The organism is Pedococcus aerophilus (assembly GCF_039532215.1).
Classification (GTDB): domain Bacteria; phylum Actinomycetota; class Actinomycetes; order Actinomycetales; family Dermatophilaceae; genus Pedococcus; species Pedococcus aerophilus.
Genome location: NZ_BAAARN010000004.1, coordinates 180470 through 193354, shown reverse-complemented (window position 1 = coordinate 193354; position 12885 = coordinate 180470). Strand labels below are relative to the sequence as shown.

The following is a 12885-nucleotide window of genomic DNA, read 5'->3' as shown; positions in this document are numbered from 1 at the left end:
GTGGTCGTCCCCTCGGGGTTCGACCGTCGGCGCATGCGCACGAGGACACGGGGGCAGGGTGTGCGCTGGTCCCGCCAGCACGTCTGAACCATCGCGACCCGAGCGGGTGCCCCTCCCGCCCGGGTGACCCTGGGACCTCCCCGAGGTCTCAGATGGCGAGAAGGACCGTTCACCTGGTGGAGAACGTCGCCCAACCGCCGCTACCGTCGACGACCAAGGTCATGAGTGTCAGCGCAAAGCCCCGGCTTGCTGACCAGCAACCCTCCACCGCGGTGGGGTGCTCCGGGTGACGACCGGGTCGTCTGCACACGCAGCCGGCAAGCGCGGACCCGAGCACAGCCCGGGTCCCACCGGACCCAGGAGCTGACCTCCATGTCGATCGCGAGCACCCCCCCGACCACTCCCGAGAGCACGCCGGAGCGCGCGTTCCGCCGGACCGCCCCCCTGGCCCACGCCCGTGAGAACACCCGCGAGCACCTGCGCGCCGTTCCCCCGCTCACCGCCCCGGCGACGGTCCCGCTCGCCCGCGAGGCCGTGCAGGACGCGGTGGAGCCGGTCACCGTCGACCTGCCAGCGGTCGTCTCCGCCGGCCTGGTCGTCCCGACCCTGAACGGTCCGGTCGACTACGCCAACTTCGACCACGCCGCCTCCACGCCGGCCCTGGTCAGCGTCAAGGCCGCCGTCGACAGCGCCCTGCGCACCTACTCCTCCGTGCACCGCGGCAACGGCTACGCCTCCAAGGTCACGAGCGCCTGGTACGAGCAGGCCCGCGAGGAGGTCGCCACGTTCGTCGGCGCCCGCGACGGCGACCAGGTCGTCTTCACCCGCAACAGCACCGACTCGTTCAACCTGCTCGCCCGCGCCCTTCCGCGCGACACCCAGGTCTTCGTCTTCGAGACCGAGCACCACGCGGCCCTGCTCCCGTGGAAGGACCGCCAGACCACCCGCCTGCCCGTCCCCGGCAGCGCCGCCGACGCCGCCGTCCTGCTGCGTACCGCCCTGATGGCTCGGCACAGCCGCCACCGCCTCGTCGTGCTCACCGGCGCCTCGAACGTCACGGGCGAGGTCTGGCCGGTCCGCGAGCTCGCCGCGATCGCCCGCAAGGCCGGTGCCCGTGTCGTCCTCGACGCCGCGCAGTACGCCCCGCACCGCCGCGTCGACCTCGCCGACCTCGGGGTCGACTACGTGGTGCTGTCCGGCCACAAGCTCTACGCACCGTTCGGCGCCGGTGTCCTCGCCGGTCGCTCCGACTGGCTCGACGCGGCGACGCCGTACCTCGCCGGCGGCGGCGCCACCAAGGCCGTCACCGAGCGCGGGGTCACGTGGCACACCGGTGCCGCGCGCCACGAGGCCGGCAGCCCCAACGTCATCGGTGCCGTCGCCCTCGCCGCCGCGTGCCACGCCCTGCGCGCCGGGGCCGAGGCCGTGGAGGCGCACGAGACCTCGCTCGGCACGGCTCTCATCGACGGGTTGCGCGCCATCGACGGGGTGGAGACCTACTCGCTCTTCGGTGAGGACCACGAGCGGGTCGCCGTCGCGACGTTCACCATCGACGGCCTCGACAGCTCGCTCGTCTCGGCGGCGCTGTCCGCCGAGCACGGCATCGGGGTCCGGGACGGGAAGTTCTGCGCCCACCTGTGCGTCGACATCCTCCTCGACGACCCGTATGGCGAGGCGCCCGGGACCGCGATCCGTGCCAGTGTCGGTCTGGGCACGACGGCAGAGCACGTGCAGCGCCTGCTCGCCGCGGTCGCCGACCTGGCGGCGAACGGTCCGCAGGCGGCATACGAGGCCACGGCCGAGGGTTGGCTGCCGGTGGAGGACACCCGCGACCTCTCCCCCGCCCGCCCCTGGTAGGTCCGTACCCGGCCGAGCGGGGCCCGCGCCGGCGCGGGCCTCGCTCGGTCGCGTCTCAGGCCTGGATGACGACCGGAATGATCATCGGGCGGCGACGGATCTTGCCGCCGACCCAGCCACCGATCGCCCGGCGCATGACCTGCTCGAGCTGGTGGGAGTCGGTGATGCCCTTGCCGGTCGCGTCGGCGAGCGCCTGCTCGATCTTGGGACGCACCTGGTTGAAGATCTCGTCGTCCTCGGCGAAGCCGCGCGCCTGGATCTCGGGCCCGGCCGCGACCTTGCCCGTCGCGGAGTCCATGACGACGATGACGGAGATGAACCCCTCGTCGCGCAGGATGCGGCGGTCCTTGAGCAGCGCCTCGTCGAACTCGCCGACCGACGACCCGTCGACGTAGACGTACCCGCAGTCGACGGCCCCGACGATGCTCGCACGGCCGTCGACGAGGTCGACGACGACGCCGTCCTCGGCCAGCACGACGCGCTCGCGCGGGACGCCGGTCTGGACGGCGAGCTCGGCGTTCGCCACGAGGTGGCGCCACTCGCCGTGGACCGGCATGACGTTGCGAGGCTTGACGATGTTGTAGCAGTAGAGGAGCTCGCCGGCGCTGGCGTGGCCAGAGACGTGCACCTTGGCGTTGCCCTTGTGGACGACGTTGGCGCCGAGACGCATGAGGCCGTTGATGACCCGGTAGACGGCGTTCTCGTTGCCGGGGATCAGCGAGGACGCCATGAGGACGGTGTCGCCCTGGCCCACGTCGATCCGGTGGTCGCGGTTGGCCATCCGTGACAGCGCGGCCATGGGCTCGCCCTGGGACCCGGTGCAGATGAGGACGACCTGGTGCTCGGGGAAGCTGTCGAGCTTCTTGACGTCGACGAGCACGCCGTCGGGGACGTGCAGGTAGCCCAGCTCCGCGGCGATGCCCATGTTGCGCACCATCGACCGGCCGACCATGGCGACCTTGCGCCCGGCCTTCTCGGCGGCGTTCAGCACCTGCTGGACCCGGTGCACGTGGGAGGAGAAGCAGGCGACGATGATCCGGCGCTCGGCGTCGCGGAAGACCTTGTCGATCGCCGGGGCGATGTCCTTCTCCGGGGTCGTGAACCCCGGGACCTCGGCGTTGGTCGAGTCGGTCATGAACAGGTCGACGCCCTCCTCCCCCAGGCGGGCGAACGCGCGCAGGTCGGTGAGGCGGCCGTCGAGCGGCAGCTGGTCCATCTTGAAGTCGCCGGTGTGCAGGATCGTCCCGGCGGGCGTCCGCACGAAGACCGCAAGCGCATCGGGGATCGAGTGGTTCACCGCGACGAACTCGCAGTCGAACACCCCGAGCTTCTCGCGCATCCCCTCCTTCACGCCCAGCGTGTAGGGAGTGATCCGGTGCTCCTTCAGCTTGGCCTCGACCAGCGCCAGCGTCAGCATCGAGCCGACGACCGGGATGTCCTTCTTGAGCCGGAGCAGGTACGGCACGGCACCGATGTGGTCCTCGTGTCCGTGGGTGAGGACGATCGCCTGGACCTGGTCGAGCCGGTCCTCGATGTACTCGAAGTCGGGCAGGATCAGGTCGACGCCCGGGTGGTGGTCCTCGGGGAACAGCACCCCGCAGTCGATGATGAGCAGCTGCCCGGCGTGCTCGATGACGGCCATGTTGCGGCCGACCTCGCCGAGGCCCCCGAGGGCGACGACGCGGACGCCGTTCGGGTCCAGCTGGGGCGGCAGGGTCAGCTCGGGGTGCGGGTGGCTCACAGCAGGCCCGACTCCTTGAGCCCCGCCCGCAGCAGGTCGAGGTGCTCCGGCGGCGACTCGACCAGCGGGAGCCGCACCGTCGCGTGCTCGATGACCCCGAGCTCGACGAGGGCTGCCTTGGCCATGATCGCGCCCTGGGAGGTGTTCATGATCGCCTCGACGGCGGGGATGAGCCGGTGGTGGATCTCGCGGGCCGCCGCGAGGTCGCCGCGGTCGACGGCCTCGATCATCGCGGCATACTCCCGACCGGCGACGTGGCCCACGACGCTCACGGTGCCGACTGCACCGAGGGCGAGCCAGGGCAACGTGGTCGCGTCGTCCCCGGAGTAGTAGACGAGGTCGGTCGAGGCCATCACCGTGGTCGACGCCCACGCGTCCCCCTTGGCGTCCTTGACGGCGAGGATCGTCGGGACGGACGCCAGCTCGCGCAGGGTGTCCGAGGTGAACGGGATCCCGGTGCGCCCGGGGATGTCGTAGAGCATCACGGGCAGGTCGGTCACCCCTGCGACGGCGCGGCAGTGCGCGACGACACCGGCCTGGGTGGGCTTGTTGTAGTAGGGCGTGACGAGCAGGAGCCCGGTCGCCCCGGCGTGCTGGGCGCGCCCGGCCATCTCGACGCTGTGCGCGGTGGCGTTCGAGCCGACGCCGGCGACGACGGCCGCGCGGCCGCCGACGGCCTCGGCGACGAGGCTGACCATCTCGAGGCTCTCGTCGTCGCTGAGGGTGGCGGACTCACCGGTGGTGCCGTTGACGACGATGCCGTCGTGCCCGGTGTCCACGAGGTGCTGCGCGACCCGCTTGGCACCCTCGGCATCGACGCTCCCGTCGGGTCGCATGGGCGTGATCATGGCTGTCAGGAGGCGACGGAACGGTGACGCTGTGCTCATACCCGCAGGCTATCGCTCCACGGCGCCGGGCCTGTGCCCCGCTCGCGCGGGGGCGCGCACATTGGCGGGATCCCTGTGCCGCGCGACCGGATCGTTGACAGGACCGCCCCTCGGTATGGCGCCGTGGCCCGTCGGACCCCGGTGTTAGGTTTCCGTCGTGCAGCAGTACCTGGACCTCCTCGACCACGTGATGACGACCGGGACGGACAAGTCCGACCGGACGGGGACGGGCACGCGCTCGGTCTTCGGCTACCAGATGCGCTTCGACCTCTCGGAGGGCTTCCCCGTCCTCACGACCAAGAAGCTGCACCTCAAGTCGATCATCGGCGAGCTGCTGTGGTTCCTGCGCGGCGACTCCAACGTCCGCTGGCTCCAGGAGCGCGGCATCTCGATCTGGGACGAGTGGGCGGACGAGAACGGCGACCTGGGCCCGGTGTACGGCTACCAGTGGCGGTCCTGGCCGACCCCCGACGGCGGGCACGTCGACCAGATCGCCAAGGTCATCGAGGCGATCCGCACCAACCCCGACTCCCGGCGCCACATCGTCTCGGCGTGGAACGTCGCCGACGTCGACTCGATGGCCCTGCCCCCGTGCCACACGATGTTCCAGTTCTACGTGGCGGACGGGAAGCTCTCCTGCCAGCTCTACCAGCGCTCGGCCGACATCTTCCTCGGCGTGCCCTTCAACATCGCGTCGTACGCCCTGCTGACGATGATGGTCGCCCAGATCTGCGACCTCGAGCCCGGCGACTTCGTGCACACCCTCGGCGACGCGCACCTCTACTCCAACCACGTCGAGCAGGCGAAGCTCCAGCTCACCCGTGAACCGCTCCCCCTGCCGCGGATGGTCATCGCCCAGGGCAAGCAGATCGACGAGTTCGACCTCGGCGACTTCGAGCTCGTCGGCTACGAGGCCCACCCCTCGATCAAGGCACCCATCGCCGTCTGAGCCGGGTGCCTCCCGGTCCGGCAGCAGCAGGCTCCGCACGGCATACCCTGTCGTCATGACGAACGTGACCCTCATCGCGGCGGTCGGGAGCAACGGTGTCATCGGCGCCCACAACGACATGCCGTGGCACCTGCCCGAGGACTTCGCGTTCTTCAAGCGGACCACGATGGGGCACCCGATGATCATGGGGCGCAAGACGTTCGACTCCATCGGCCGCGTCCTGCCCGGTCGCCGCACCATCGTCGTGACCCGGCAGGGCGACTGGTCCCACGCCGACGTCGAGACCGCGCACTCGCTCAGCGAGGCACTCTCGCTCGCGGGTCCGGTGAACGAGGTGTTCGTCTGCGGCGGCGGCCAGGTGTACGCCGAGGCCATGCCGTGGGCGCACCGCCTGCTCATCACCGAGGTCGACCAGGCACCCGAGGGCGACGTGCGCTTCCCCGCCATCGACCCGGACCACTGGCAGGAGACCGCCCGAGAGGAGCGCGACGGCTTCAGCTGGGTGACCTACGACCGCACCTGATCCACGTGGGCCCCCGGGTGCGAGGATGACCGGCATGAGCCAGCCGCACGACCACTCGCACGACCACCCGACCTCGTCCTCGCACGGGCAGGACCGCGGACCGCTGGCCGATGCGAGCGTGCGCACGGCCAGGGCGACCGATGCCCCCGCGGTCGGCTTCGTCCAGGCCGTCGTCTGGCGTGAGGCGTACGAGGGGGTCGTACCCGCCGAGGTGCTGGAGGCGTTCGAGCCCAACGCGTTCGCCAGCGCGTGGCGCCAGTCGCTGTCCTCGCCGCCGCAGGGCGTCTACCGGCTGCTCGCCGCCTGCGCCGGAGACCAGGTCGTGGGGTTCGCGTCGATCGGCCCGAGCCAGGACCCCGACGCCGGCGGCGCCACCGGCGAGGTCTCGGCCCTGGGCGTGCACCCCGAGGCCCGTCGTGCCGGCCACGGGTCGCGCCTGCTCAACGCCGCCGTCGACACCCTGCGCGGTGCCGGTGCCGACACCCTGCACGCGTGGGTGCTCAGCACCGACGAGCAGACCCGGGCTTTCCTCACGGCGTCCGGCCTGCACCCCGACGGGGCGTTCCGCGACCGGGTCGTCTCCCCCGACGGGCAGACCGCCCGCGAGGTGCGCCTCGTCGCCGACATCCGCCCTGAGGGCGAGCCTGATCCCGCACGGCAGTGACGGCAGACCGGTCCTCCGCGGTCCCGGCTCTCGCGCCCGAGCGCCGGCAGGCCGTCCTGCGCCAGTCGCTGTCCGTGTCGGTGGCGACCGGTGCCTACGGCATCAGCTTCGGCGCGCTGTCCGTGGCTGCCGGCTTGTCGATCCTGCAGACGCAGGCGCTGTCGCTGCTGCTGTTCTCCGGCGGCTCGCAGTTCGCGTTCGTCGGCGTGCTCGCAGCGGGTCCGGCCGGGGCGCCGGCCGCCATCGCCACCTCGACCCTCCTCGGGGTCCGCAACGGGCTCTACGGCCTCCAGGTGGCCCGACTCCTCGGGGTCCGGGGACCCCGCAGGGTCGCGGCGGCCCAGCTGACCATCGACGAGTCGACCGCCGTCGGGGTGGCCCAACCCGAAGCAGCAGCCGGACGGATCGGCTTCTGGGCCACCGGGATCGGCGTCTTCGTCCTGTGGAACCTCACGACCCTCGTCGGGGCACTGGCCGGTGACGCCATGGGCGACCCGCGCACGTACGGCCTCGACGCCGCAGCCGCTGCCGCCTTCTGCGCCCTGCTCTGGCCACGGCTGAAGTCCGTCGACGCCTTCGCCATCGCGGCCGCCGCCGCGGTCATCGCCGTCCTGCTGGCCCCGCACGCGCCCGCGGGGGTTCCTGTCCTCGTGGCAGCCACGACGGCGCTGGCGGCTGGGCTGTGGCGCCGTGCGCACCGCGACCCGGCCCCGCCGCACCACTGGGCCGGCGAGGAGCAGCCTTGAGCACCTGGACCGCGGTGCTCGTCGCGTCCACCCTCGCCTTCGCCCTCAAGTACGTCGGCCACCTCGTGCCCGCGAGCTGGCTCGACGGCGAACGCACGACGCGCATCACCTCGGCCCTGCCGATCGCCCTGCTCGCCGCGCTGGTCGGGGTCCAGACGTTGACCTCGTCGTCGGGCGCCGTGGTCGTGGACTCGCGGGCGGCAGCCGTCGGCGTCGCCATCGTCGCGCTGCTGCTGCGCGCACCGTTCATCGTCGTCGTGGTGCTGGCCGCCGCGGTGGCGGCTGGCCTGCGCCTGCTCGGCCTGCCCTAGCGCTGGGTCGCGCGCCAGGCGCGGACGGCGGCGCGGTAGTGCGCCTGCTCGCTCTTGCGGTCCTTGGCCACCCGAGCGGCCTCCGCCTGCTCGAGCTCGCGGGCCCATTCGCCCTCGGCGCCGGACTCGCCCGCCTGGGCCATCATCCGCGACCCGTCGCGCGCGAGCCTGACCAGCGGGAGGATCGCGAGCAGGGCGACGACGGGGATGAGGACGACCCCGAGCCCCAGCAGGATCGACGCACACCTGCCGTCGGCGATGAGGGCGACACCGCGCCACCCGATCGTCGCGGAGTAGAACACCAGCACCAGGAGGGTGATGAGTGCGGTGACCTTCTCGCGCACTCAGTCGTCCAGACCGAGGAAGTGCTCGAGGCCGACCGTCAGCCCCGGGTGGTCACCGACGGCGCGCACGCCGGCGAGGACACCGGGCATGAACGACGTCCGGTCGAACGAGTCGTGCCGCAGCGTGAGCATCTCCCCCACCCCGCCGAGCAGCACCTCCTGGTGCGCCACCAGGCCGCGCAGCCGCACGGAGTGCACCGGTATGCCGTCGACGCGGGCCCCTCGGGCACCGTCCGGGTCCTGGGTGGTGGCGTCGGGGACGTCACCGATGCCGGCCTCCGCGCGGGCGGCGGCGATGAGGGAGGCGGTACGGGCTGCGGTGCCCGACGGCGCGTCCACCTTGGCCGGGTGGTGCAGCTCGATGACCTCGACGGACTCGTAGAACCGTGCGGCCTCCTGCGCGAACCGCATCATGAGGATCGCGCCGATGGCGAAGTTGGGGGCGATGAGGACACCGACGCCGTCGTGGTCGGAGAGGGTGCCGCGCAGCGAGCCCAGCCGCGCCTCGTCCCACCCGGTCGTGCCGACGACGACGTGCACGCCCTGCTCGACGCAGTGGCGGACGTTGGCCGGTGAGGCGTCCGGGACGGAGAACTCGACGACGACCTGCGCGCCCCCGAGGTCGCCGAGGTCATCACCCTGGTCGAACCTGCCGACCAGCGTGAGGTCGTCCGCGCCCTCGACGGCCCGGCACACCTCGGCACCCATCCGTCCGGCTGCACCGATCACGGCCACCCTGGTCGACTCGCTCATGGGCGCCAGCGTAGCGATGGCGGGCCCACCCCCGAGGGGGCGGACCCGCCATACGCGGTCCTGCGTGGTGGTGCGACGGGTCGCGACCTACTTGACGAAGGCCTTGAGGCCCAGGACCACGGGGTCGTGGTCGGAGGACCGGTAGGGACCGGGGTCGTGGAAGTCGGTGCCGTGGTAGTTGTACCGGCTGTACTCCAGGGCCAGCGACTCACCGGAGTTGATGTTCCAGTGGTCGGCACCCGTGGACATCTTCAGGCCCGCCGCGTTGACGAGGATGTGGTCCAGCGACCCGGACAGCCCGGAGAACGAGTAGGAGTACTGCCCGTCGTCGAACTTCGAGCCCACATCGGTGTACCCGGCGTCGTAGAGGACGTCGAGCGGGTCCTCCATCGTGTACGAGTTGTAGTCACCGGCCATGACGATGGCCTTGGCGCCGTACTCGGCAGCGACACCGGGCACCCAGTCGCGCAGGGCCTGGGCCTGCAGGATCCGGCTGGTCACCGAGGCGCCCTGGCCGTCGCCGGAGTCGGCGTCGCCGGGGAACGGACCGGCCGAGCCCTTGGACTTGAAGTGGTTGACGACGAAGAGGAACTTGTCGCCCTTGCCGGTCTTCTTCTTGAAGGTCTGGGCGATCGGCTCGCGCGCGTTGCCGAAGGCCTGCCCGTCCTCGCTCTGGTCACCCAGCGCACGGGAACGGTCGACGCGCATGACGTTGGCCGGCTTGTAGATCATCGCCGAGGTGATGAAGTCCTGCTCGTCCGCGGACGGCAGGTCTGTCGAGGAGGGCACGAAGGCCCACGTGCCGGGACCCGCGTCGGCGTTCAGCGCCGCCACGAGTCGCGACAGGCTCTCATCACGCGAGTGGCCGAACCGGGCCGAGTTCTCGACCTCCATCAGCCCGACGACGTCGGCGTCGAGCGCGTTGATCGCCGACACCTCCTTCTCGGTCTGGCGGGCGAGGTCGGCCGCGTCCCAGGCACCGCGACGGTCGCAGCCGTCGCGCACCGTGTCACCGCTGCTGTCGCGGTCGTAGTACGCGAGGCACTCCGGGTCCGCGTCACCGAGGTCGGTGAAGTAGTTCAGCACGTTGAACGACGCGACCTTGAGGTCGGCGTCACCGAGCTGGTTGATGTCCGCCTCGTCGGGCGCCGCGGTGCGGGTGTTGGTGAACGTCACCGGCGAACCGGTGTTCTCCGGGCCGACGACGGGAGCGGTCGGCTGGAAGCGCCAGAGGTTGAAGCGGTAGTCGACGACGACCGGGGCGGTGAACGTCGCCGGGGCGCCGACCCGGACGGGCTCGGTGTTCGAGACGTAGGCCGGGGTCTGGTCACCGTTGAGCAGGCACGGCGTGGGGCGCGTGCCACAGGTGGCGGCCGAGTAGCTGGCTGCCGTGAAGTTGCTCGAGGCACCGTCGTCGAGCGTCACCTTGCGCGCGGCGTTGTCGGCGTCGACGGCCTTGGCCTCGGCGGAACCGGGCTCGGCGACCTCGGTGCTCTGGAGCAGCGGCGTCGTGCCGGACGCGAGGCCCACCTCGCCGTACTGGTTGGTGGCGAACGTGTTGGTCACCGTGTAGGCGCCGGTCGGCTGGAAGAGCATGCCCTCCAGGGACTCACGGCCCGCATCGGTCCTCGGCCAGGCCGAGGTCAGCGCCTGCACGGCGCTGAAGTCGGTGCCGGCGTCGACGATGTCGGCTGCGGCAGCGGTGATCTCGGTGAGGCCGCCGAACTCGCTGACCTCGCCGGTCACCTCCACGTAGTTGCCGACCACGGCGTCGGCGTCCAGCGGCACGTCCCTGCCGCTCTGGAAGACGAAGACGGCGTCGGAGGCGCCGTCGGCGCGGGACTCGGGGCCGGTGCCCTGGGTCTGGAGGAAGAAGCCGTTGAGGCCCCCGGTCGGGTAGGCGGCCGTGACGACGCCCTTGACGACGACGTCCTGGCCGACGAGCGGCGAGGTGGCGCCGGTGCCCTGCACCTCGGCGATGGTCTTCGCCACGGGGGCGGGCGGCGGCGGGGGCGGAGGAGGCGTGCCCGCGGGCGTCGGGCTGGGAGCGCCGAGGGTGAAGTCCGCACCGTTGTCGGCCGTGTTGGCGTGGGTCGCGCTGCGGCTGGCCGACGTCGAGTTGCTCGTGACCGCCGTCGGGGCCGAGCCGGCGAAGTCGTTCGCCGAGCCGTAGCCGACGAAGTCGACGACCTGCGGGAGGCCCGAACAGGGGGTGGTCGTCGACTTGGCGCCGCAGCCGGTCAGGGCACCGTCGGTGTTGACGAGCGCGACCTTGCCGCCGGTGCCCGACATGGCGATCGTGCCGACGACGTCGGACGGGACGTCAGTGGTGCCGCCCGTGCCCGCTGCCTCCCGGACCACGTAGGTGCCCCCCGCGGGCAGCGTGCCCGTCAGCGGGGTGATCGCCCAGTTCGCGCCGGTGGACGACGCGTACTGCACCGACCATCCCGTGAGGCTGATCGGTGCGCTGGTGGTGTTCGCCAGCTCAATGAAATCCTGCTTGTACGTCGCGCCGCTGTTGCCACCGCCGCCGTACACCTCGTTGATCACGACACTGGCCGACGGCGTCGGTGCGGCCTGCGCACTCGTCGCCACCGAGACCACACCAGCGGTGAGCGCGATCGCGCCCGCCGCCCCCATCATTTGCTTGCGGCGTTCGCGCACAGCAGTCCTCCACACCCGAGTTGTTCTCGAAGAAAGTCGCGCCGCCCAAGGATGCGGGCCCGGCGCCAAGGGTGCAGTCAAACATGGACAGATGCCCCGGAGTAGGTATGGAAGGCGTCCAGAAGGTAAAGGTCAGGTCAGGTTCTCGAGCGACACGCGGCCGTCGGCAAGTTTCGCCCGGTCGACCTGCTTTCCCGAGCGGATCAAGCCCTTGACGGCGTCGCCGACGTCCCAGACGTTGACGTTCATCCCTGCAGTGACGACCCCGTCGCGGAGCCAGAAGGCGATGAACTCCCGCCCCTCGAGGTCGCCGCGAACAACGACGTCGTCCTCCGGGTCGCCGAGACCGTGGTACTCCATCCCGAGGTCGTACTGGTCGGTGAAGAAGAACGGCAGCTCCGGCTCGGGACCGAACTGGTCGAGCATCGCCGCCGTGACTATGGCCGGCTGGTTGAGCGCGTTCGCCCAGTGCTCGACCCGGACCAGGCGGCCCAGGAACGGGTGATCGACGTTGGCGACGTCACCGACGGCGAAGACGTCGGGGTCGCTCGTGCGCCCCACGGCATCGGCCACGACGCCGTTGTCGACCTCGAGACCCGCGTCCTCGGCGAGGGCCGTGTTCGGCACGGCGCCGATCCCGACGACGACGAGGTCGGCCGGCACGGTCGATCCGTCGGCGAGACGAACCCCCGTGACCGAGCCGTCCTCCCCCACCAGCTCCTCGACCTGCACCCCGGTGCGCAGGTCGACACCGTGCTCGCGGTGCAGGTCGGCGAAGACGGTCGCGACGGTGGGGCCAAGGACGCGCACCAGGGGCAGGTCGAGCGACTCCAGCACCGTGACGGTCGAGCCGGCCTCGCGAGCAGCCGCCGCGACCTCGAGCCCGATCCAGCCACCGCCGACGAGCACCACCCGCGCGTCCTGCACCAGCGCTCCACGCAGCCGGTCGCTGTCCTCGATGGTCCTCAGTGACACCACCCCGTCGAGATCTGCCCCCAGCAGGTCGAGGTGACGTGGAGAGCTGCCGGTCGCCAGCAGGAGTCGGTCCCAGCCGACCCGCTCCCCCGTCGCCGTCACCACCACGTGGGAGTCACGGTCGATCGACGTGACCACGGTGCCGGTCCGCACCTCGATGTCGTGGGCGGCATACCAGTCCTGGTCGTGGACGAAGGCGTCACCGAGGCCCTCGCCGGTCTTGAGGTAGTCCTTGGACAGCGGAGGGCGCTCGTAGGGCAGGTGGTCCTCACCGGCGAGGAGGATCAGACGCCCCTCGAAACCCTTGTCCCGCAACGCTTCCACCGACTTGGCTCCTGCGAGCCCACCACCGACCACCACGAACGTGCGCTCATCAGCCATGGACCCAGCATTCGTTCGGCAGCGGCGGGGCGCAACCCCGGCGCCCCCGTCCCCTCCCCGATGTCGACATGCCCTCGGTATGGCGCGGGA

12 protein-coding genes and 1 riboswitch are annotated in these 12885 nt (G+C 71.4%); of the genes, 6 read left to right on the top strand and 6 right to left on the bottom strand.

Annotation, left to right across the window (positions count from 1 at the left end; all coding sequences use genetic code 11):
* The first annotated feature begins 217 nt into the window (after positions 1-217).
* Positions 218-330: riboswitch (SAM riboswitch) on the top strand.
* Positions 331-372: 42 nt separating this feature from the next.
* A complete protein-coding gene (locus ABD286_RS15480) occupies positions 373-1857 on the top strand; it encodes an aminotransferase class V-fold PLP-dependent enzyme (RefSeq protein ID WP_344195085.1) in 1485 nt (494 codons plus the stop codon).
* A 55-nt stretch (positions 1858-1912) separates the two neighbouring features.
* On the opposite strand, the gene ABD286_RS15475 is transcribed toward ABD286_RS15480, so the two are convergent.
* Entirely contained in the window at positions 1913-3598 is a 1686-nt protein-coding gene (locus ABD286_RS15475; protein WP_344195083.1) for a ribonuclease J, read from the bottom strand.
* Positions 3595-4485 carry a 4-hydroxy-tetrahydrodipicolinate synthase gene (dapA, locus tag ABD286_RS15470; RefSeq protein WP_344195081.1) on the bottom strand — a complete coding sequence of 297 codons (891 nt, stop codon included), beginning with the start codon at positions 4483-4485 and terminating at the stop codon, positions 3595-3597. Before dapA ends, ABD286_RS15475 begins: the two co-directional genes overlap by 4 nt.
* Positions 4486-4642: 157 nt before the next feature.
* On the opposite strand from dapA, the gene ABD286_RS15465 reads away from it, so the two are divergent.
* The 5 genes from ABD286_RS15465 to ABD286_RS15445 are packed head-to-tail and all read left to right on the top strand — an operon-like array spanning position 4643 to position 7678.
* Complete coding sequence (locus ABD286_RS15465; RefSeq protein WP_344195079.1) at positions 4643-5434, top strand: thymidylate synthase; 792 nt, start codon at positions 4643-4645, stop codon at positions 5432-5434.
* A gap of 55 nt (positions 5435-5489) precedes the next feature.
* Positions 5490-5957, top strand: coding sequence for a dihydrofolate reductase (locus tag ABD286_RS15460; RefSeq protein ID WP_344195078.1), 468 nt, complete (start codon positions 5490-5492; stop codon positions 5955-5957).
* Positions 5958-5991: 34 nt separating this feature from the next.
* Entirely contained in the window at positions 5992-6621 is a 630-nt protein-coding gene (locus ABD286_RS15455) for a GNAT family N-acetyltransferase (protein ID WP_344195077.1), read from the top strand.
* Positions 6618-7367: an AzlC family ABC transporter permease gene (locus ABD286_RS15450; protein WP_344195075.1), complete on the top strand. Its 750-nt coding sequence runs from the start codon at positions 6618-6620 to the stop codon at positions 7365-7367. The genes ABD286_RS15455 and ABD286_RS15450 overlap by 4 nt, the downstream gene beginning before the upstream one ends.
* The gene (locus ABD286_RS15445; RefSeq protein WP_344195073.1) at positions 7364-7678 is read left to right on the top strand and encodes an AzlD domain-containing protein; all 315 of its coding nucleotides are present in this window, start codon (positions 7364-7366) and stop codon (positions 7676-7678) included. The genes ABD286_RS15450 and ABD286_RS15445 overlap by 4 nt, the downstream gene beginning before the upstream one ends.
* Here ABD286_RS15445 and ABD286_RS15440 read toward each other — a convergent pair.
* The 4 genes from ABD286_RS15440 to ABD286_RS15425 form a co-directional block, all read right to left on the bottom strand.
* Complete coding sequence (locus tag ABD286_RS15440; protein ID WP_344195071.1) at positions 7675-8022, bottom strand: hypothetical protein; 348 nt, start codon at positions 8020-8022, stop codon at positions 7675-7677. The genes ABD286_RS15445 and ABD286_RS15440 overlap by 4 nt on opposite strands.
* A complete protein-coding gene (gene dapB, locus ABD286_RS15435; protein WP_344195069.1) occupies positions 8023-8775 on the bottom strand; it encodes a 4-hydroxy-tetrahydrodipicolinate reductase in 753 nt (250 codons plus the stop codon).
* Between the two features lie 87 nt (positions 8776-8862).
* Entirely contained in the window at positions 8863-11439 is a 2577-nt protein-coding gene (locus ABD286_RS15430; RefSeq protein ID WP_344195068.1) for an ExeM/NucH family extracellular endonuclease, read from the bottom strand.
* Between the two features lie 132 nt (positions 11440-11571).
* Positions 11572-12795 (bottom strand): NAD(P)/FAD-dependent oxidoreductase, encoded by a 1224-nt coding sequence (locus tag ABD286_RS15425; RefSeq protein WP_344195067.1) that lies wholly within the window; start codon positions 12793-12795, stop codon positions 11572-11574.
* Positions 12796-12885 lie beyond the last annotated feature (90 nt).